Consider the following 20689-nt stretch of genomic DNA (forward strand, 5'->3'; position numbering starts at 1 on the left):
GTTCCGGTCTAATCACGGTAAATTTGGTCGTGAATTCGGCATCGCCGATCAATCAGGACCGAGAACATCATGACACCCCGTCTTCTAGTGCTGGCATCTGCCCTTTTCTCGGCGACGGCGCTTCCCGCCCTGGCCGAACAACTGCGCATTGGCTGGCAGCAGATCGTTGAGCCCGCCCGCGTCGCGCAGGCGGGCGGCAAATACGAATCCGCCACCGGCGCGGAAATCGAATGGAAACTGTTCGGCGGCGGCGCGGATGTGATCGCGGCCATCGCCTCGGGGGCCATCGACATCGGCTATGTCGGATCGTCGCCGCTGACCGCCGCCGCGTCGCAGCAATTGCCGATCCAGACGGTCTATGTCGTCGGCAATATCGCCGAGGCCGAGGCGCTGGCCGTCAAGGGCGTGACCTCGCCCGAGCAGATCAAGGGCAAGACCATCGCGACGCCCTTCGTCTCGACCGCGCATTATTCGCTGTTGACCGCGCTGAAACATTGGGGCGTCGCGCCCGGCGACGTGAAGCTGCTGAACCTGCGCCCGCAGGAAATCGGTGCGGCATGGGAACGCGGCGATATCGACGGCGCCTATGTCTGGGACCCGGTGCTGAACCAGATCAAGACCTCGGGCGGCACGGTGCTGGCCGACAGCAAGCAGGTGGCCGATTGGGGCGGGCCGACCTTTGACGCATGGATCGTGCGCAAGGACTATGCCGAGAAGCACCCCGATATCGTCACCGCCTTCGTCAAGACCACGGGCGAGGCCACCGATGCCTATCTGGCCAATCCCGCGGCATGGGGGCCCGACAGCGCCGAGGCGCAGGAAATCGCCAAGCTGACCGGCGCGCCCGCCGCCGATGTGCCGGCGCTGCTCAAGGGCTATGCCTTTGCCGGGCTGAAGGATCAGGGCAGCGAGCAGTTCCTTGGCGGCGCGACGGCGCAGGCGATCAAGGCCACCGCCGCTTTCCTTGAGGAACAGGGCTCGGCCAAGGCGCTGGACGATTATGCGCCCTATGTGAACGCAAGCTTCGCGATCGCGGCCGGGAAATGACCGGCCTCGCTTCGCAGGCAGTGACCTTGGACCGGGCGCAATCCGCCCGGTCCGTTCTGTCGCTGCGGGATGTCTCGCTGAATTACGGGGCGGGGATCGCGGTGCTGCAAAACCTGTCGCTGCGGATCGAGCGCGGCGAGTTCGTCAGCGTCGTCGGCCGTTCGGGTTCGGGCAAGACGACGGTGCTGAATCTGGCCGCCGGCTTCCTGACGCCGGATTCGGGTCAGGTGCTGATCGACGGGCGCAGGGTCACCGGCCCCGGCCCCGAGCGCGCCGTGGTGTTTCAGGATGACGCGCTTTACCCGTGGCGGAGCGTGGCCGACAACGTCGCCCTGCCGCTGAAGCTTGCGGGCGTCCCCGCCTCGGAACGGCATGCCCGCGCCGCCCGGCTGCTTGAGGCGGTCGGGCTGGCTGGCGAAGGGGCCAAGCGCATCTGGCAATTGTCCGGCGGCCAGCGCCAGCGCGTCGGCATTGCCCGCGCCCTTGCCGCCCAGCCGGAATTTCTGCTGATGGACGAACCGCTTGGCGCATTGGACGCCATGACCCGAGAGTTGATGCATGGCCTGATCCTGCGGCTGTGGCAGGACAGCCATGCCGGCGCGATGCTGATCACCCATAGCATCGAGGAAGCGTTGTTCCTGTCGACCCGCATCGTGGTCCTTGCCCCTGGTCCCGGCCGGATCGTGCATGAGGAAAGCGCCGATTGGGGCCGCCGTTTCCTGTCGGGCAACGACCCGCGCGCGCTGAAATCCGAGCCGGGCTTCATCGCTGCCCGCGAACGGCTGGTCGATGCCATCTACGAACGCGAGGCCGCATGATGAGCGACAGCGCCATTGAAAGCCCGGTCCAGATGCCGCCTCGCGCCGACAAAAGCCCGCGCCGCCTGCCGCTTGGGCTGGCCTATGCCTTGGGAACCGTGACGCTGGTGCTGCTGGTCTGGGGGCTTGCCTCGGGCCGGGGCTGGGTCTCGCCGGTGTTCCTGCCCTCGCCATTGCGGGTCGGTCAGGCGCTGCTGCGCGCCGCGACCGAGGGTTACGCCAACGCGACCCTGTGGCAGCATATGGGGGCAAGCCTGTGGCGGGTGTTCGCGGCACTGATCGGGACCATGGCCATCGGCATCCCGGCCGGGGTGCTGATCGCCACATCCCGCGCCGGACGCGGCATTCTTGACCCGCTGATCGAGTTCATCCGCCCGCTGCCGCCCCTGGCCTATCTGCCGCTGATCATCATCTGGTGCGGCATCGGCGAGCCCTCCAAGATCCTTGTCATCGGCATCGCCATGCTGGCGCCCATCGTGATCTCAACCGTGTCGGGCATCCGCGCGGCGGGCGAGAACCAGATCCGCGCCGCCCGTGCCTTTGGCGCCAGCCGCTGGCAGGTCGTGGCCGAGGTGATGCTACCCGCAGCCCTGCCCTCGATCCTGACCGGCATGCGCATCGCGCTTGGTGCGGGCTGGACCACCCTTGTCGCGGCCGAGCTGGTCGCGGCGACCCGAGGCCTTGGCTACATGATCCAGTTCGCCGCGCAATTCCTGGTCACCGACATGGTGATCGCCGGCATTCTGGTGATCGCGGGACTGGCCACGATTTCAGAACTGGGGCTGCGACTGATCGAGCGGCGCTTCCTGCCCTGGATCGGAAAAAGCTGACGCGAAGGATTTCCCATGACCATCCATGACCCCCTGAACCATCCCGCGACCGGACGCCCCGTCGCCCCCGCCCGGATCGACACGCGCGAGGCCGCGCTGGACGCCGCCCGCCGCCTTGCCGCCGACTGGGCGCCCAAGGCCGCCGAGCGCGACCGTGACCGCATCCTGCCCCATGACGAGATCGCCGATTTCAGCGCCTCGGGCCTTGGCGCGATCACCGTGCCGCGCGCCTATGGCGGGCCGGGCCTTGACTATCTGACGCTGGCCGAGGTGTTCGAGATCCTTTGTGCCGCCGACAGTTCCGTGGGCCAGATCCCGCAAAACCATTTCGGCGTCGTCCAGCTGCTGTCCGAAGCGGGCAGCCCGAACCAGAAGGCGCGCTGGTTTGCGGACATCCTGTCGGGCGCGCGGATCGGCAATGCCGGGCCGGAAAAGGGTCCGAAAGTCATCACCCATAACACGACCGGCCTGACCCGCGGCCCGGACGGCCTGCGTCTGAACGGGCGGCGCTTCTATTCGACCGGAGCGATCTTTGCGCATTGGATTCCGACCCGTGCCAATGACGATCAGGGACGCCCGGTGCAGGTCTGGGTGCCCCATGACGCGCCGGGGGTCACGGTGATCGACGACTGGTCCAGCTTTGGCCAGCGCACCACGGCCTCGGGGACGGTGGTCTTTGACAATGTCGCGGTGCCCGAGGATCAGATCATCCCGGTCTGGCAGCGCGCGCAGGTGCCGGGGCTGGCGGGCCCGGTCTCGCAACTGGTGCAGGCCGCGATCGACAGCGGCATCGCCATTGGCGCGCTGGATCAGGCGATTGCCTTTGTCCGCGACAAGGCCCGGCCTTGGGTCGATTCCGGCGTCGCCCGTGCGCAGGACGACCCCTACATCATCGCCGATATCGGCAGGCTTCAGATCGACCTTTGGGCCGCCCGCGCCGTGCTTCATGACGCGGCCCGGCTACTGAACGACATCGCGGCAGGCGAAGTGACGCTAGAATCCAGCGCCCGCGCCTCGGTCGCGGTGGCCGAGGCCAAGATCCTGACCACCGAAATCGCGCTGAATGCCGCCGAGAAGCTGTTCGAGCTGGCTGGGTCAGCCGCCACCCGCGCCGCGCCGAACCTTGGCCGCGTCTGGCGCAATGCCCGCGTCCACACGCTGCATGACCCGCTGCGCTGGAAATATCACCTGCTGGGCAATTGGCACCTGAACGGTGCCCTGCCCGCGCGCCATCAATGGAACTGACATGACGATCCGTATCGCCCCCCCGCCCGCCACCGTCCACGTGATCGCCAGCGATGCCGAAGCGATCGAGACCGCACATGCGCTGGCCGCCGAATTCGCCCTTAGTGCGGCCGACCGCGACCGCGATCGCATCCTGCCATGGGAGCAACTGGAACGCTTTTCCGCCTCGGGGTTGTGGGGGATCACCGTGCCGCGCGAACATGGCGGGGCGGGCGTCTCGGTGGTGACGCTGGCGCAGGTGATCGCAATCATCGGCGCGGCGGATGGATCGCTGTCGCAGATCCCGCAGAACCATTTCTATGCGCTGGAGGTGCTGCGCAGCGGCGGCACCCCCGAACAGCAGGCGCAATTCTATGCGCTGGCGCTGTCGGGCTACCGCTTCGGCAATGCTCTGGCCGAGATCGGCGCGCGGGATTTCAAGCGCCGCACCCGGCTGTCGCAGGATGGTGAGCGGCTGTTCGTCACCGGCCAGAAATTCTACTGCACCGGGGCAATCTTTGCGCATTGGATCCCGACCCTCGTGGTCGATGACGAGGACCGCCAGCAGATCGTCTTCATCCCGCGCGGGGCCGAGGGCGTCGCCATTACCGACGATTGGGACGGATTCGGCCAGCGGGTGACGGGTTCGGGATCGGTCAGCTTCGACCGGGTTGAGGTGCGGCCGGAATGGGTGATCCCCTTCCAGTCCAGCTTCGAGAACCCGACACCGATCGGTCCCTTGGCGCAGATCCTGCATGCGGCGATCGATCTGGGCATCGGCAAGGGGGCCTTTGCGGCCACGCTGCCCTTCATCCGCGAGCGCACCCGGCCCTGGATCGATGCAGGCGTCGAGCGCGCCGCCGACGATCCGCTGCTGATCGCGGGGGTGGGCGAGGTCTCGGTCCGGTTGCGCGCCGCCGAGGCGCTGGTAAACCGCGCCGGGCGTGCGGTCGATGAGGCCATTGCCGACACCACCGAATTCACCGTGGCGCAGGCATCATTGGCGGTGGCGGCGGCGCGGGCGCTGACGACGACGGCGGGACTGCTGGCGGCCTCGAAACTGTTCGAGCTGACCGGGACCTCGGCCACTCTGGCTGCCGACAATCTGGACCGGCATTGGCGCAATGTCCGCACCCATACGCTGCATGATCCGGTGCGCTGGAAATACCACGCCATCGGCAATCACAGCCTGAACGGCATCAACCCGCCCCGGCATGGCGCAATCTGACAAGGAGCGATCTGATGGCACATCAGAAACTGGGCAAGCAGATCATCGTCAACGCCTTCAACATGAATTGCGTCGGCCATATCAACCACGGGCAATGGACGCATCCGCGCGACCGCTCGCAGGATTACACAAGGCTGGACTATTGGACCGACCTGGCAAAAACGCTGGAGCGCGGGCTGTTCGACGGGCTGTTTCTGGCGGACATCCTTGGCACCTATGACATCTATGGCGGCGGGGTCGATGTCACCCTGCGCGAGTCGGTGCAATTGCCGGTAAACGATCCGGTGCTGCTGGTCTCGGCCATGGCGGCGGTGACCAAGCATCTGGGCTTTGGCGTCACCGTGAACGTCAATCAGGAGGCCCCTTATACCTTCGCGCGTAGGCTTTCGACGCTGGATCACCTGACCGACGGACGGATCGGCTGGAACATCGTCACCGGCTATCTGGACAGCGCCGCCCGCGCGGTGGGACAGGACGGACAGGCCAGCCATGATCTGCGTTATGATCAGGCGGACGAATATCTGGACGTGCTTTACAAGCTGCTGGAAGGGTCCTGGGATGAGGATGCGGTGATCCGCGACCGGGCGGCGCGCATCTATGCCGATCCGGCCAAGGTGCGAAAGGTGACCCACCGCGGGCGCTTCTACAATGTCGAGGGCTGGCATTTGTCCGAGCCGTCGCCGCAGCGGGTGCCGGTCCTGTTTCAGGCGGGAACCTCGGGGCGGGGCAAGCTGTTCGCGGCCCGCCATGCGGAATGCGTCTTTATCTCGGCCCCGGAAAAAGAGCTGGCACGCAAGGCCGCGCGCAGCATCCGCGAGGCGGTGGCGGCGGCAGGCCGCGATCCCGGCGACGTGCGTGTCATCATCGGCATCAATGTCGTGACCGACCGCAGCGCGGCTGCCGCGCGCGAAAAACTGGCCGAATACAAGGCGCATTCCAGCCCCGAGGCCGGGCTGGTGCATTTCGCCGCCTCGACCGGTATCGATTTCTCGCGCTACGGGCTGGATGAGCGCATCCCCTATGGCCCGACCAACTCGATCCAGTCGGCAACGCAGCTGGCGGAAAGCCGGGGCTGGACCAAACGCAACCTGCTGGACCAGCTGGCGCTTGGCGGACGCTATCCGCTGGCGGTGGGCACGCCCGCCGAGGTCGCGGATGAGCTGGAGGACTGGATGCGCGAGGGCGAGATCGACGGCTTCAACCTGACCCGGCTGGCGACACCCGAAACCTATGAGGATTTCGCCGATCTGGTCGTCCCGGAACTGCAGTCGCGCGGCAGCTTCAAGACCGAATACGCACCGGGCACGCTGCGCCACAAGATCTTTGGCCAGGGCGACCGCCTGCCCGCACGCCATGCCGCGCATGAGTTCCGCCCCGGCGGGGCGCTGGCCGCAGCCGAATAAAGGCAGCGATGAGGCAAGCGAAAAGCCCCGGCGGGATCGACCCGCCGGGGCTTTTGCGGTCCGTCCAACCGCTTAGCGCGCCTTCAGCCTGCGCACGGCATAATCGCCGGAAAACTGTACGACCGAGACCAGCAGGATCAGGATCGCGATCACCACCAGCATCACCGTGGTGTCAAAACGCTGGTAGCCGTAGCGGATCGCGACATCGCCCAGACCACCCGCGCCCACCGCCCCGGCCATGGCCGAGGCCCCGATCATCGAGACGACGGTGATGGTGAAACCGCCGATGATGCCGGGAAGCGCCTCGGGCAGCAGCACATGGCGGACGATGTCCCAACGGCGGCAACCGATGGATTGGGCGGCCTCGACCAGTCCCGGATCGACCTCGCGCAGCGATACTTCAGCGATGCGGGCGAAAAAGGGCGTGGCCGAGACCGCCAGCGGCACGATTGCCGCCCAGACCCCGATGGTCGTGCCGGCGACCAGTCGCGTAAAGGGGATCAGCGCCACCAGCAGCACTATGAAGGGCACGGCGCGAAAGCCGTTGACCACCATGCCCACCAACCGGTTCAGACGTGGCGCGGGAAAGAAACCGCCCGGGCCCGAGGTGACCAGAAACACCGCCAGCGGGATCCCCAGCGCCACTGCGATCCCGGCCGAGACCCCGACCATCAGAGCCGTGTCCCAGAACGCCTGCTGCAGGCGGTCAACCATCTGCGCTGTCAACATATCCGATGATCCTTGTACTGTCGGCAAGCCCGACCAGTTGCTCAAGCGGGGCGGAAGGGGCCAGTGCCAGCACCAGCTGGCCGATGGCGTGGCCCTGAATGCGGTCGATCTGCGACAGGACCAACCGCAACGGTCCCGGCCCGACAATCGCGGCCAGCCGCGCCAGATCCGGCACGGCCTTACCCGCAAAGCCCAGCTCGACCAGCATCTGGTCCTGCGGATCGCGGGGATTGTCGCGCAAGCGGTCGGCCAGATCCTCGGGCAGGCTATGCTGCAGAGGCTGCAGCAGCGCGCGGGTGGCGGCATGGCGGGGCGCGCCAAAGACCTGCCAGACCGGGCCCTGTTCGGCCAGCTCGCCGCGTTCCAGCACGACGACGCGGTCGCAGATCTCGCGGATGACGCTCATTTCATGGGTGATCAGGACCACGGTCAGGCCAAGACGGCGGTTGATGTCCTTGAGCAGCCGCAGGATCGCACCGGTGGTTTCCGGGTCAAGCGCCGAGGTCGCCTCATCGCATAGCAGGATCTCGGGGCGGCTGACCAAGGCGCGGGCGATACCCACGCGCTGCTTCTGGCCACCGGACAGACGCGAGGGATAGGTCCCGCCCTTGCCGGTCAGCCCGACCAATTCCAGCGCCTGATCGACCCTTTGCGCGATTTCCGCCGTCGAAACGCCGGCGACGCGCAAAGGCAGCGCCACATTCTCGCGCACAGTCTTGGCGGAAAGCAGGTTGAAATGCTGAAAGATCATCCCGACGCGGCGACGCAGGGCGACCAGCCCGGCCTCATTGATGCCGGCAATGTCCTGACCATCGACCAGCACCCGGCCCGATGTCGGCTGCTCCAGCCGGTTGATCACGCGCAGCAGGCTGGACTTGCCCGCGCCGGAACGGCCGATGATGCCGAAAATTTCGCCCGCGCGAATGTCCAGATCGATGCCTTGCAGGGCCTGAACCTCTCCGGCGGCAGAGCGGTAGGTCTTGCCCAACCCCTCCAGCCGCACGGTTCCGGCCTTGCGGACGGCCTCGGCCGCGGCGGGGATTGCCCCCACCGCGCCGCGAGGCAGGATCGCGGATGCCCCTGCCATCAGCTTTGCCACGCGAGAATATACAGCTTGTCGCTGTCGGCGAAGGATTTGTGGACCTGATCCTTGACCGCCTGCGATGCATGGAACAGGTCGATGAACTGCTTGATGCGCGGATCATCCTTGTTTTCCGTGCGCGCGACGAAGCTGACCGCGAATTGCTTGTCCTCGATGCCGGAATAGACCAGTCCCGAGGTCGGATCGAAGGCCCCCGAGGCGACGATGAAATGCGGATAGCCCTGCGCCAGATCCACGTCGCCGGTGATGCGGACCAGTTGCGGGCCCTCGACCTCGGTGAAGGTCAGCTTCTTGGGGTTCTCGGTGATGTCATCCAGCGTGCCAAGGAAACCCACGCCCTCGCGCAGCTTGACCAGCCCGGCCTTTTCCAGCAGCAGCAGGCCCCGGCCCTGGTTCACCGGGTCATTGGCGATGGCGACGCTGCCGCCCTCGGGGATTTCATCAAGGCTTTTGTGCTTGAGCGAATAAAGCCCCAGATTGGCCAGAATCCCCTGTCCGACCACATCGAAATCATAGCCGCGTTCCTTTTCGGCATTCTCAAGGAAGGGGCGGTGCTGGAAGAAGTTCAGGTCGATATCGCCTGCGGCCAGAGCCACGTTGGGCGTGGTCCAGTCGCTGAACTCAACCACCTCGACCTCAAGGCCTTTGTCTTTGGCCTCGGTCGCGGCGACCTCGACGGCATCGCCGTAAGCGCCGGGCACCACGCCGATTTTCAGCGGATCGGCGGCGGCAAGCCCGGTCAGCGACAGCGTCGCGGCCAGCGTCAGCATGGCAAGTTTCATGGTCGTCTCCTTGGATTGGGTCGGCCCGGCTCAGTCCAGCCAGGGCAGCGAATAAAGTTTCGGGTTATGCGCGTTCGAGGCGTCGATCTGCGCGCGAACCTTGGGCGAGGTCTGGTAAAGCTTGATGAATTCTGCGATCTCGGGATTGGCGGCATTGTCGTCGCGGGTGACGAAGCGGATGGCGAAATGGCGGTCGGCGGTGCCGGAGTAAAGCAGCGCCTTGCTGGCGAAATCGCCGCGTCCGGCATTGACGAAATGGTTCGGGTAGCCCTGCGCCAGATCGACATCGGAAATCGCGCGGACCAGTTGCGGCCCTTCGATTTCAACGAATTGCAGGTGCTTGGGGTTGTCGGTCACGTCGTCCAGCGTGGCCTTCCAGCCGGTGTCGGGCTTGAGCGCGATCAGGCCCGCCGTCGCCAGCAGCGACAGACCCCGGCCCTGATTGACCGGATCGCTGGCCACCGCCACGCGCGCGCCATCGGGAATCTGTTCGAGGCTTTGGAATTTTTCCGAGTAAAGCCCGATATTGGGCAGGATGCCCAAGGCCACAGGTTTCAGGTCATAGCCGGTCTCGCGGATGGCATTGTCCAGAAAGGCCTGATGCTGGAAGTAGTTCAGGTCCAGATCGCCGTTTTCCAGCGCAAGGTTCGGCGTGGTCCAGTCGCTGAATTCGACCACCTCGACCTGAAGTCCGGCCTCGCGCGCCTCCAGTGCCGCGACCTGAATAGAATCCGCCAGCGCGCCGGGCGTGACCCCGATCTTGACCGCGCCCAGTGCGGGCGTCGCCAATGCCAGCAACAGCGCCGCCAGCCAGTTGGCCCTTTTGTCCATGTCCATTCTCCTGCCCGGATGGGCGCATAATACACGACTTATGTTGTCGTTATTATGCCGCGATGCCGCGGCGGAGCCATTCCAAAGACATTCGCGAAAAGAGGCGAAAATTCTCGGGCGCGCGATCCCAGTCGCGCAGCCTGTTTCATCCCGGCCAGGCGGCCGGTTCAGTCGCCCAGCAATTGCCGGTCGTCGCCATCGCGGCTGCGGACCAGTTCTTCCTTGATCCGCCGCAGGACGGCCATGGCGCGGGGACGGTCGGCATAGGCGACCAGATTGGCCAGTATGTCGACCACCGCCAGATAGGCGTAGCGCGTCGAGGTGGGACGAAAGATATTGCGCCCCTCGGCCAGATCGATCGGAATGGTCAACCCCGCCGCAGCCGCCACCGGCGACTCGCTTTGCGTCAAGGCGATCGTCGGCACGCCGCGCGCCCGCATTAGTTCAAGACAGCGCACCAGATCCATGTCGCGCCCGGTCATAGAGGACACGATCGCCACCGTGCCCTCGGTCGCGGCGGCGGACAGCATCAGGTCCATCGCCCGGTCGTTCGAGCTGTGGATGTTGCAGCCCAGCCGGAACAGCCGGTTTTGCAATTCGTTCGAGATCATCGAGGAATTCCCTCCCGACCCGAAGGCCAGAATGAACCCGGCGCCACGCAGCAGATGCGCGGCCTCGTTCAGGCGCGCCGGATCAAGCTGCTTGTGCAATTGGAACAAGGCGTTCTGCGCCTTGGTCACAATGTCCTCGGCCACTTCCTCGGGGGCCGAGGTCGGCACTTCCGGGCGCAGATAGCGCAGGCCGACATAGGTCATGCGGGCCAGTTGCACCTTGAAATCCGAAAACCCGCTGCACCCGACATGACGACAGAAGCGGGTGACGCTGGGTGGCGACACCCCCGCCCGCTCGGCCAATTCGCTGATCGACGAGCTAGTGACGAAATCCACATCCTGCAGGACAAGCTGCGCCAGCTTGCGGTCCATCGCGGACAACCTGCCCTCATCATCGGTCAGGACATGGTACAGGTCCATCGCGGCCCTCCTATTGTTTCGTGAAAATTAATTTCCCAGTGATGCCTTGGTCAACTGGATTTGCAAGAATCAGGTGGTCAGATGCAGATGAATATGAAAATCATGAACAGACCCATTCATCTCAGGACCGACAAGATGAGCTTTCCCTGGCCAGAACCCGGCACGCCCCTGTCCCAGATCCCGACCCCGATGCCGGTGATCGACGAAGCCCGGATGGAGCGGAACATCGCAAGCGCGCAGGCGTATTTCACCGATTGCGGTAAGGATTTCCGCCCGCATGTCAAAACGCACAAGATCCCGGCGCTGGCCTTGCAGCAATTGGCGGCGGGCGCGGTCGGGATCAACTGCCAGAAGATCACCGAGGCCGAGGTCTTTGCCGATGCCGGGATCGAGGACATCCTGATCACCTACAATATCCTTGGCCCCGCCCGGTTGCTGCGGCTGCGGGCGTTGAACGACCGCATCTCGGGACTGCGGGTCACGACGGATAACGAGGCCACCATCGACGGACTGGCCGCAACATTCGACGCCGCACGTCCGCTGCAGGTTCTGGTCGAATGCGACACTGGCGGCAAACGCTGCGGCGTGCAGACGCCTCAGGCCGCCGCCGCGCTGGCCGCGCGCATCGCCGCCGCGCCGGGGCTGCAATTCATGGGTCTGCTGACCTATCCCGCTGTCGGCGGTGCCGCCGTGGTCGAGTCCTTTCTGTCCGCGACCATGGACCTGCTGGCGCAGCAAGGCATTCCCTGTCCGGTGCGCTCGAATGGCGGATCGCCGGATCTGTTCAAGGCGCATGAGGTGCCCTCGGCCACCGAGCATCGCTCGGGGACCTATATCTACAATGACCGCGCCATGCTGCGCGCCGGGCATTGCGGGCCGGATGATCTGGCCATGCATGTGCTGGCCACCGTCGTCTCGCGCCCCGCGCCGGGACGCGCGGTGCTGGATTCGGGGTCCAAGGCGCTGACCTCGGACCTGCTGGGCTTTGCCGATTACGGTCGGATCGAGGGGCATGAGGACGCCCGCATCACCTCGCTGTCCGAGGAGCATGGCGTCGTCGAATTCGGTGATGCCGATTTCCCGCAAGTGGGCGAACAGGTGCGAATCGTGCCGAACCATACCTGCGTCGTGACCAACCTTTTCGACCGTGTGGTCTTTCACCGCGACGGGAAAGTGACCCGCGTGCTGGACGTGGCGGCGCGCGGCACGGTCTGGTAGGCGGCAGCGCATTACAGGCGGTGAAAAAATTTCGGCGGGACGGATGAAATCCGCCCCGCCTTTTTCATGACGGATTTTCGTGATGGTGGAGAACAGCGTGCGGCAACCGCAGAAAATGCCCGATTTTCAGCCGTATTGCGTGAAAATCACGTCCACTGATTTTCACAAGACGTGAAATTTCATTTCACGACAGCCATAGTCCCGTGGCAATTTTCTTGACTGACACCCCAGATTCGCGATTAATCGTGAAAATTAATTTCCACATAGCGACTCACATGCTTCGACTTGCCCCTTCGGCCTCCTGCATCATGGGGGCCGGTCGATGAAGATTTTCACGGCGTCCCTCGCCACGGAAACCAACACCTTCTCGCCTGTCCCGACGGATATGCAGGCCTTTCATGAGGCGTTCTACGCCCCTCCGGGCGCGCATCCCGAGACGCCGACGCTGTGCTCCTCGGTCGTGCCGATCCTGCGCCGCCGGGGCCGCGCCGAGGGCTTCACCGTGATCGAGGGCACGTCGTGCTGGGCGGAACCGGCCGGCCTGATCCAGCGCCAGACCTATGAGACGCTGCGCGACCAGATCCTGTCCGAGCTGGCCGCCGCCCTGCCGGTCGATGGCGTCATCCTTGGCCTGCATGGCGCGATGGTGGCGCAGGGCTATGACGATCCCGAAGGCGACCTGCTGGAGCGCGTCCGCGCCTTGGTCGGGCCCGAGGTGCTGATCTCGGCCGAATTCGATCCCCACAGCCACCTGACCGCGAAAAGGGTGCGCAATCTGGACCTGATGGCGACCTTCCTTGAATTTCCGCATACGGATTTCGAGGAACGCGGCGAACATGTCGTGGACCTGTCCTTGCAGGCGCTGCGCGGTCAGGTTCGCCCGGTGATATCGACCTTTGATTGCCGGATGATCACCATCTATCCGACCAGCCGCGAGCCGATGCGGTCATTTGTCGACCGGATCAAGGCATTGCAGGGACAGGGCGGCGTGCTGTCCGTCTCGGTGATCCACGGCTTCATGGCGGGCGATGTCCCCGAGATGGGCACCCGCATCGTCGTCGTCACCGATGGCGACAAGGCGGCGGGCGACGCCCTGGCCCGTCAGCTGGGGCATGAGCTTTATGCCATGCGCCGCCAGACCGCGATGCCGATGTTCGACACAGAATCCGGGCTGGGCCGCGCCACCCTGCTGCGCGCCGCGCAAACGGCGCTGCCAGTGGTCATTGCCGATGTCTGGGACAATCCCGGTGGCGGCGTCGCGGGCGATGCTACCCATATCCTGCGCCGGATGCTGGATCGCGGCATGGACCGGCTGGCAGTGGCGACGGTCTGGGACCCGATCGCGGTCTGGTTCTGCCATGCCGCCGGGACCGGGGCCGAGCTTGACCTGCGTATCGGCGGCAAATCCTCGGGCCTGGGGGGCGAGCCCCTGGACCTGCGGGTGACCGTCATGCGCACTGTGGACGAAGGATGGCAAAGCTTTCGCAACAGCCGCGTCACGCTGGGCCGCGCCGCCGTGATCAGGCCTGTCGGGACAGAAACCGACATCATCCTGATCAGCAGCCGCACCCAGACCTATGAGCCTGATATCTTTACCAATCTGGGCATCGACTTCGCCGCCAAGGACTATCTGCTGGTGAAATCGACAAACCATTTCTACGCCGGTTTCGCCCCGATCAGCTCCGAGATCGTCTATGTCGCGGCGCCGACCTCATACCCCACCAACCCGGCCGAGACGCCCTATCGCAAGGCCAGCCTTGGGCTGTGGCCGCGCGTCGCCGATCCGCTGGGACTTGATCCCTGACCCGATCCCGCAGGACCCGAAAAGGGCCGCATCAACAGGAGGAAGAACATGACCAAGACCACTTTCCTTGCCGGTTGCCTTGCCGCGCTGGCGGCGCAGGCCAGCATGGCGCAGGCCGCAGACGGCATCCTGACCGTCGCCACCATCGGAGAGCCGCCGACGCTGGACGCGATGCAGACGCCGACCGATATCGTGCTGACCATCGACCAGCATATCTTCGAGACGCTCTATACCTATGACGCGCAATGGAAATCGGTGCCGCTGCTGGCCGCAGGCATGCCGGAACTGTCGGCGGACGGGCTGACTTACCGCATCCCGCTGCGGCAGGGCGTGACCTTCCATGATGGCTCGGCCTTCGATTCCGCCGATGTCGTGGCCTCGCTGACCCGCTGGATGAAGGTGAACTCCAAGGGCAAGCAGGTCGCCGAGGTCGTGGACAGCCTGAGCGCCGACGGCCCGGATGCGGTCGTCATCAAGCTGAAGTCGCGCTATGCACCGCTGCTGGCCACGCTGTCGCAGGCCTCGATCATCCTGCCTTCGGAAAAGATCGCGGATGAGCTGACCGAATTCGTCGGCACCGGCCCCTATGCCCTGAAAGAGCGCCGCCCCGACCAGTATACCCAGCTTGTCCGCTTTGACGGCTATGTCTCGCCCGAGGGCGAGCCCAGCAACTATGCCGGCAAGCGTCAGGCCATCGCCAAGGAAATCCGCTTCGTCCCCGTGCCCGATGCGAACACGCGGGTCGAGGGGCTGATCTCGGGGCAGTTCGACTTTGCCGACTCGCTGCCGGTCAGCGCCTATGACCGCGTCGAGGCCAGCGACAAGGCCGCCCCGGTGATCTTCCAGAACCAAGGCTGGACGTCGATGAACATGAACATGAAGCAGGGCCTGCTGACCAGCAAGGAGCTGCGGCAGGCGGTGCAACTGGCGCTGAACCCGTCGGACATGATGCTGGCGGCGTTCTCGGATGATCGCTTCTTCAGCGTCGATGGCTCGATCTTCCCCGAAGGCTTCCTGTGGCATACCGCGTCCGGCGTCACCCGCTATGGCGAGGGCGACCCCGAAGGCGCGGCGAAACTGCTGGAGCAGGCGGGTTATGACGGCACGCCGCTGCGCATCCTGACCAGCCGCCAATACGAATTCCACTACAAGATCGGCGAAGTCGCCAAGGCCTATCTTGAGGCCGCGGGCTTCAAGGTCGACCTGCAGGTGGTGGACTGGGCGACGCTGACCACCCGCCGCGCCGATCCGGCGCAATGGGACATCTTCATCACCCATTCGAACTTCCCCGGCGATCCCAGCACCATCAACACGATCACCGACAGCTATCCGGGCTGGTATGTCTCGGATCAGAAGGCGCAGGCGGTCTCGACCTATCTGGCCTCGACCAGCGACGACGAGAAGGCAAAGGCATGGGAAGGCGTCCAGAGCGTCATCTATGAGGACGCGCCGCTGTTCAAGGTCGGCAATTTCAACGGGCTCAGCGGCATCGCCAAGGGCATTCCGGATTACGTGCCGACCTATTGGCCGCATTTCTGGAACGTGACCCCGAAGGAGTAAGGCGGAATGAACAGGATCGTTCGCGCCATGCTGGGGCGACTGGCGGGCATGGCACTTGTGCTGGTCATCGTCGCCACCGTGGTTTTCGTCATCGTCCGGGTGACGCCGGGCGATCCTGCCGCCGTGATGCTGGGATCGGACGCCACGCCGCAGGACATCGCCGATCTGCGCAGCCGGATGGGGCTGGATGCGCCGCTGATCGTGCAATACGGCCAGTTCATGCTGGGCCTGCTGCGCGGCGATCTGGGCCAGTCGATCTTTCTGGGCCAATCGGTCGGTCAGGCGCTGTTGGCCCGCGCCGAGCCGACTTTCTTCCTGACGCTGTTTTCCATCCTGATCGCCTGCGCCATCGCCCTGCCGGTGGGGGTACTGTCGGCGGTGAAGCGCGGGACGGTCTTTGATCAGATCGTCGTGACGCTGACCATGATCGCCTCCAGCGTGCCCAGCTTCTGGCTGGGGCTGATGCTGATCCAGGTCTTTGCGGTCAGCATGGGGCTGTTTCCGGCCTCGGGCTATGGCGGGCCGGACAGCGGCTTTCTTGAGCGGCTGCAACATCTGGTCCTGCCGGCGGTGGCGCTTGGCGTGGTGAACTCGGCGCTGATCACCCGCTTTACCCGCGCCGCGATGCTGGATGTGCTGGGTGACGATTATGTGCGCACCGCACGGGCCAAGGGCGCGACCGAAAGGCGCGTGGTGCTGAAACATGCGCTGCGCAACGCGCTGGTCCCGATCATCACCGTCATCGGCCTGTCGGTCGCCATGCTGGTTGCAGGTGCGGTGGTCACCGAAACCGTGTTCGGCCTGCCCGGCATCGGCAACCTCGTCGTCTCGGCCGTGTTGCGCCGCGACTATCCCGTCATTCAGGGCACGCTGCTGGTGGTCGCCGCCATCTATGTGCTGATCAACTTCGTCGTCGATATGCTATACATCCTTGTTGATCCGCGGGTGCGGCTATGACTGCCGCCGCCGCTTCCTTCCTTGCCGGTTCGCGCCAGCTTCTGCGCAATCCTGCCGTGCTGATGGGGGCCGCCATTCTGGTGCTGGTCGTCATGGCCGCGCTGCTGGCGCCGCTGGTCGCGCCCTATGCCCCGAACAAGCTGTCCATCGCGAACAAGCTGCAATCGCCGTCGCTGCTACACCCATTCGGGACCGATGAATTCGGCCGCGACATCCTGTCCCGCGCGATCTTTGCCGGGCGAGTGTCGCTGATGGTCAGCCTTGGCGTGGTCGCACTGTCGACGGTGCTGGGGGTGATCCTTGGCGTCGCTGCGGGCTTCTTCAAATCGCTCGACGCGCCGATCTCACGGCTGCTGGATGCGATGATGTCATTTCCGGACATCCTGCTGGCGATTGCGCTGGTCGCGGCGCTGGGTCCGTCGCTGACCACGGTGATCATCGCGCTTGGCATCACCTATGCGCCGCGTCTGGCGCGCATCGTGCGCGGCTCGACGCTGGTCCTGCGCGAGATGCCCTATATCGAGGCCGCGATCACGTTGGGCCTGCCGACATGGCAGGTGCTGGCGCGGCACCTGCTGCTGAACCTCGCCTCGCCCATTCTGGTGCAGGCCACCTTCGTCTTTGCTTCGGCGATGCTGGCCGAGGCCAGCCTCTCCTTCCTAGGCGTCGGCGTTTCGACCGACATGCCGACCTGGGGAACGATGCTGGCCTCGGGACGGGAATACATGAACAGCGCACCCTGGCTGATGGTGTTTCCCGGTCTTGCCATCGTGGCCTCGGTGCTGTCGCTGCAACTGTTGGGCGACGGGCTGCGTGATCTGGTCGATCCGCGCCTGACCAAGGAGCGTTGAGATGAACGAACCCATCCTGTCCGTCCAGAACCTGACCACCGCCTTTCGCACCTCGGAAGGCTGGCGCGAGGTGGTGCGCGACATCAGCTTCGACATCCATGCCGGCGAGACGCTGGCCGTCGTCGGCGAATCCGGATCAGGCAAAAGCGTTACCGCGCTTTCGGCCATGCGGCTGCTGCCCAAGGACAAGGCCCGTTCAACCGGGCGTATCCTGCTGGAAGGGCGCGACCTGCTGACCCTGCCGGAACACCAGATGCGGGCCGTGCGCGGTGGCCGGATCGGGATGATCTTTCAAGAGCCGATGACCTCGCTGAACCCGGTTTTCACTATCGGCAACCAATTGGCCGAGGCGCTGGTCCTGCATCGCGACATGTCGTGGAAGCAGGCCGAGGCCGAGGCCCTGCGCCTGATGGAGCGCGTCCGCATCCCCTCGGCCCGAGCCCGGCTGCACGAATACCCGCACAAGTTTTCCGGGGGCATGCGGCAGCGGGTGATGATCGCCATGGCCTTGGCCTGCAAGCCGCGCCTGCTGATCGCGGATGAGCCGACGACGGCGCTGGACGTGACCATTCAGGCCGAAATCCTGTCGCTGATCGCCGAATTGCAGCGCGAGGAAAACATGGCCGTGCTGTTCATCACCCATGACATGGGCGTGGTGGCCGAGGTCGCCGACCGCACCGTCGTCATGTATCGCGGCGACATGATCGAGACCGGGGATACGCCGCAGCTATTCGCCGCGCCGGGGCAGCCCTATACGCGGGCGCTACTTGCCTCGATCCCGCGGCTGGGGGCGATGGCCGGTTCCGTCACCCCCCGGCGTTTTCCGCAGGTCGATGGGGCAACGGGCGTGGCGACCGAGGGCGCGCAGCTGCCGCCACCGCCTAAAGCCACGCAGCCCGTGGTCAAGGTATCCAACCTGTCGATCCGTTTCGACCTGCCGCAAGGCCGCGTCCATGCGGTCGAGGATGTCTCCTTCGACCTGCATCCGGGCGAGACCCTGGCGCTGGTCGGAGAATCCGGCTGCGGGAAATCGACCACGGGCCGGGCGATCATGCGGCTGAACACCCCCAGCGCCGGTGAAATTCTGGTCGGCGGGCAGAATGTCGCGAAAGCGCGCCCCGCCGAACTGCGCGCGCTGCGCCGCTCGGCCCAGATGATCTTTCAGGACCCTTTCGCCTCGCTCAATCCGCGCATCAGCGTCGGCGCGGCGATCCTTGAGCCGATCCTGACCCATGGCCTGCTGCCGAAGCCCGCCGCAAGGGAACGCGTCAGCCAGTTGCTGGAACAGGTCGGCCTGTCGCCCGACATGGCAACACGCTTTCCGCACGAGTTTTCGGGCGGGCAGCGTCAGAGGATCTCGATCGCGCGGGCGCTGGCGCTGGACCCGCAATTCATCGTCGCGGATGAGGCGGTCTCGGCGCTGGATGTGTCGGTCAAGGCGCAGGTGTCGAACCTGCTAATGGACCTGCAGGCGCAGCGCGGGCTGGCCTATCTGTTCATCTCGCATGACATGTCGGTGGTGGAGCGCATCAGCCACCGCGTCGCCGTGATGTATTTCGGCGAGATCGTCGAGATCGGCCCGCGCGCCGCGATCTTCGGCAATGCCCAGCATCCCTATACGCGCCGCCTGATCGCAGCCGTGCCGGTGCCCGACCCGGCGCAGCGCGGAACCCGCCCCGCGCCGCCAGCGGTCGAGCCGCGCAGCCCGATCCGCCCACTGGATTATGTGCCGCCCAAGCGGCGCTACCGCGAAATCACCCCCGGCCATTTCGTCATGGACGAGGCCGCGGCCTGACCCATCAAAAAGGAGAATGACTATGGACATCAAGCGGCATGGCGTGGGCGAGGGCAAGGGCTCGGGCCAAAAGACCCTGCCCTTCGCCAAGGCGACCGAGGCTGACGGCTGGCTTTACGTCTCGGGGCAGACCCCGATGCGCGACGGCGAGGTTGTCGGCCATGGCATCGTCGAACAGGCAACCATCGCCATCGAGAACATGCTGAAGATCGTCACCGATGCCGGCTACGGCCCCGAACATGTCATGCGCGTCGGCGTCTGGCTGGACGATCCCCGCGACTTCTGGAGCTTCAACAGCGTCTTCGAACGCTATTTCGGCGCCAATCCCCCGGCGCGAGCCTGCGTGCAATCCTCGATGGTCGTCGACTGCAAGGTTGAGGTCGACTGCATCGCCTATCGCCGCCCGGCCTAGGCGAACAGCACGCAAGTGGGGCTGCCCAGCGGATAGGGCTGCCCCAAGGCACTCAGCGCGCCGCTGCCCGCGTCGATCCCGAACAGGCACAGCGAATGGCTGTCCTGATTGGCCGCGACCAGATAGCGTCCGCTGGGGTCGATATTGAAATCGCGCGGCGTCGTGCCCCCGGTCGGGATCCAGCCAAGCGGCTGCAACTCGGCCCCGGCGCCCACGGCGAACGCCGCAATGCTGTCATCACCGCGGTTCGAGACGTAAAGAAAGCGGCCATTCGGATGCAGCCGGATGGCGGCGCAAGCCGACGAAATCGCGCCCTTGGGCAAGGTCGTGACCTGCGCCACGGGCCGGAATTCGTCGCCGTCACGCAGGTAGCTTTGCACCATACAGCCCAGCTCATGCACCACGAACAGCATCCGCCCATCCGCCGATTGCACCAGATGACGCGGCAGCGAGCCGAGCGGCGCCTTCAGGATCAGGTCGGGCGTCGCGGCTAAGGCCACGCCCACAAAGGGATAATGCAGGATCTCATCCGTCCCGGCATCGCAGACGAAAACACCGCGTCCATCGGCGGCGGGGACGACCTGATGGGCATGCGGCCCCTCTTGGCGGTCCGGGTTCGGACCGTGGCCGGAACGCTCGACCCGTGCGCCGGCAGCGGCAATCGTCCCGTTCGGGTCAAGCGGATAGCAGACCACGCTGCCGGTCATGTAATTCGCGATCAGCAACCGCGACTGATCCAAGTCCAGCGCGACGTGGCAGGGGCAATCGCCTTGCGCGCCCTGCCGTCCGGTCACCCGAAAACCCGACTGCGGATCCAGATCCAACGCCGCCACGGCAGCGCCTTCGGCCTCGGCCAGTTCCTCGACGGCGTAAAGGCGTTTGCGGTCATCCGATAGCGCCAGATAGGACGGGTTGCGCAGCTTGTCGCATGTCGCGACCGGCACGAAAGTCTGACGGTCGGGGTCCAGCCGCAGCAGGCTGATCCCCACCCCCTTGGCCGCGACATGGGGCATCGATTCCGTATAGGAACCGACGACCACCAATATTCCCCGATCCTCGACCGCCAT

Annotated in this window: 19 protein-coding genes; 13 read left to right on the forward strand and 6 right to left on the reverse strand. The window is 65.3% G+C overall.

The window, feature by feature from the left end; genetic code table 11:
* The first annotated feature begins 69 nt into the window (after positions 1-69).
* Genes tauA through IB235_RS17075 form a run of 6 tightly spaced genes read left to right on the forward strand, consistent with a single transcriptional unit; the run spans position 70 to position 6550 of the window.
* Positions 70-1047 carry a taurine ABC transporter substrate-binding protein gene (gene tauA / locus IB235_RS17050; RefSeq protein WP_192337704.1) on the forward strand — a complete coding sequence of 326 codons (978 nt, stop codon included), beginning with the start codon at positions 70-72 and terminating at the stop codon, positions 1045-1047.
* Positions 1044-1865: a taurine ABC transporter ATP-binding protein gene (locus tag IB235_RS17055; RefSeq protein WP_192337705.1), complete on the forward strand. Its 822-nt coding sequence runs from the start codon at positions 1044-1046 to the stop codon at positions 1863-1865. The genes tauA and IB235_RS17055 overlap by 4 nt, the downstream gene beginning before the upstream one ends.
* A complete protein-coding gene (locus IB235_RS17060) occupies positions 1865-2695 on the forward strand; it encodes an ABC transporter permease subunit (protein WP_225612419.1) in 831 nt (276 codons plus the stop codon). The genes IB235_RS17055 and IB235_RS17060 overlap by 1 nt, the downstream gene beginning before the upstream one ends.
* Before the next feature lie 15 nt (positions 2696-2710).
* The gene (locus IB235_RS17065; RefSeq protein ID WP_192337706.1) at positions 2711-3940 is read left to right on the forward strand and encodes an SfnB family sulfur acquisition oxidoreductase; all 1230 of its coding nucleotides are present in this window, start codon (positions 2711-2713) and stop codon (positions 3938-3940) included.
* A 1-nt stretch (position 3941) separates the two neighbouring features.
* Complete coding sequence (locus IB235_RS17070) at positions 3942-5147, forward strand: SfnB family sulfur acquisition oxidoreductase (protein WP_192337707.1); 1206 nt, start codon at positions 3942-3944, stop codon at positions 5145-5147.
* Between the two features lie 14 nt (positions 5148-5161).
* Positions 5162-6550 carry an LLM class flavin-dependent oxidoreductase gene (locus tag IB235_RS17075; protein ID WP_192337708.1) on the forward strand — a complete coding sequence of 463 codons (1389 nt, stop codon included), beginning with the start codon at positions 5162-5164 and terminating at the stop codon, positions 6548-6550.
* Between the two features lie 72 nt (positions 6551-6622).
* On the opposite strand, the gene IB235_RS17080 is transcribed toward IB235_RS17075, so the two are convergent.
* The 5 genes from IB235_RS17080 to IB235_RS17100 all read right to left on the reverse strand — a co-directional run bounded on the left by IB235_RS17080 (position 6623) and on the right by IB235_RS17100 (position 11025).
* Positions 6623-7264, reverse strand: coding sequence for a methionine ABC transporter permease (locus IB235_RS17080; RefSeq protein ID WP_225612420.1), 642 nt, complete (start codon positions 7262-7264; stop codon positions 6623-6625).
* The gene (locus IB235_RS17085; RefSeq protein WP_192337709.1) at positions 7257-8366 is read right to left on the reverse strand and encodes a methionine ABC transporter ATP-binding protein; all 1110 of its coding nucleotides are present in this window, start codon (positions 8364-8366) and stop codon (positions 7257-7259) included. Before IB235_RS17085 ends, IB235_RS17080 begins: the two co-directional genes overlap by 8 nt.
* Positions 8366-9163 carry a MetQ/NlpA family ABC transporter substrate-binding protein gene (locus IB235_RS17090; protein ID WP_192337710.1) on the reverse strand — a complete coding sequence of 266 codons (798 nt, stop codon included), beginning with the start codon at positions 9161-9163 and terminating at the stop codon, positions 8366-8368. The genes IB235_RS17085 and IB235_RS17090 overlap by 1 nt, the downstream gene beginning before the upstream one ends.
* A gap of 30 nt (positions 9164-9193) precedes the next feature.
* Positions 9194-9994 carry a MetQ/NlpA family ABC transporter substrate-binding protein gene (locus IB235_RS17095; RefSeq protein WP_225612422.1) on the reverse strand — a complete coding sequence of 267 codons (801 nt, stop codon included), beginning with the start codon at positions 9992-9994 and terminating at the stop codon, positions 9194-9196.
* 167 nt (positions 9995-10161) lie between these two features.
* Positions 10162-11025 carry a MurR/RpiR family transcriptional regulator gene (locus IB235_RS17100; RefSeq protein WP_192337712.1) on the reverse strand — a complete coding sequence of 288 codons (864 nt, stop codon included), beginning with the start codon at positions 11023-11025 and terminating at the stop codon, positions 10162-10164.
* 135 nt (positions 11026-11160) lie between these two features.
* Here IB235_RS17100 and IB235_RS17105 point away from each other — a divergent pair, with 135 nt between their 5' ends.
* The 7 genes from IB235_RS17105 (at position 11161) to IB235_RS17135 (ending at position 19622) form a co-directional block, all read left to right on the forward strand.
* Positions 11161-12243, forward strand: coding sequence for a D-TA family PLP-dependent enzyme (locus IB235_RS17105; RefSeq protein WP_192337713.1), 1083 nt, complete (start codon positions 11161-11163; stop codon positions 12241-12243).
* Positions 12244-12565: 322 nt separating this feature from the next.
* Entirely contained in the window at positions 12566-14047 is a 1482-nt protein-coding gene (locus tag IB235_RS17110) for a M81 family metallopeptidase (protein WP_192337714.1), read from the forward strand.
* Between the two features lie 48 nt (positions 14048-14095).
* Positions 14096-15607: an ABC transporter substrate-binding protein gene (locus IB235_RS17115; protein WP_192337715.1), complete on the forward strand. Its 1512-nt coding sequence runs from the start codon at positions 14096-14098 to the stop codon at positions 15605-15607.
* Positions 15608-15613: 6 nt separating this feature from the next.
* Complete coding sequence (locus IB235_RS17120; protein WP_225612423.1) at positions 15614-16564, forward strand: ABC transporter permease; 951 nt, start codon at positions 15614-15616, stop codon at positions 16562-16564.
* Positions 16561-17415 (forward strand): ABC transporter permease, encoded by an 855-nt coding sequence (locus tag IB235_RS17125; RefSeq protein WP_192337716.1) that lies wholly within the window; start codon positions 16561-16563, stop codon positions 17413-17415. The genes IB235_RS17120 and IB235_RS17125 overlap by 4 nt, the downstream gene beginning before the upstream one ends.
* A 1-nt stretch (position 17416) precedes the next feature.
* Positions 17417-19210, forward strand: coding sequence for an ABC transporter ATP-binding protein (locus IB235_RS17130; protein WP_192337717.1), 1794 nt, complete (start codon positions 17417-17419; stop codon positions 19208-19210).
* Positions 19211-19232: 22 nt separating this feature from the next.
* Complete coding sequence (locus tag IB235_RS17135; RefSeq protein WP_192337718.1) at positions 19233-19622, forward strand: RidA family protein; 390 nt, start codon at positions 19233-19235, stop codon at positions 19620-19622.
* Here the strand turns inward: IB235_RS17135 and IB235_RS17140 are convergent.
* A complete protein-coding gene (locus tag IB235_RS17140) occupies positions 19619-20689 on the reverse strand; it encodes a lactonase family protein (RefSeq protein ID WP_192337719.1) in 1071 nt (356 codons plus the stop codon). The two genes, IB235_RS17135 and IB235_RS17140, sit on opposite strands and share 4 nt — an antisense overlap.

Origin of the sequence: Paracoccus sp. PAR01 (assembly GCF_014851995.1) — a bacterium.
GTDB lineage: Bacteria > Pseudomonadota > Alphaproteobacteria > Rhodobacterales > Rhodobacteraceae > Paracoccus > Paracoccus litorisediminis.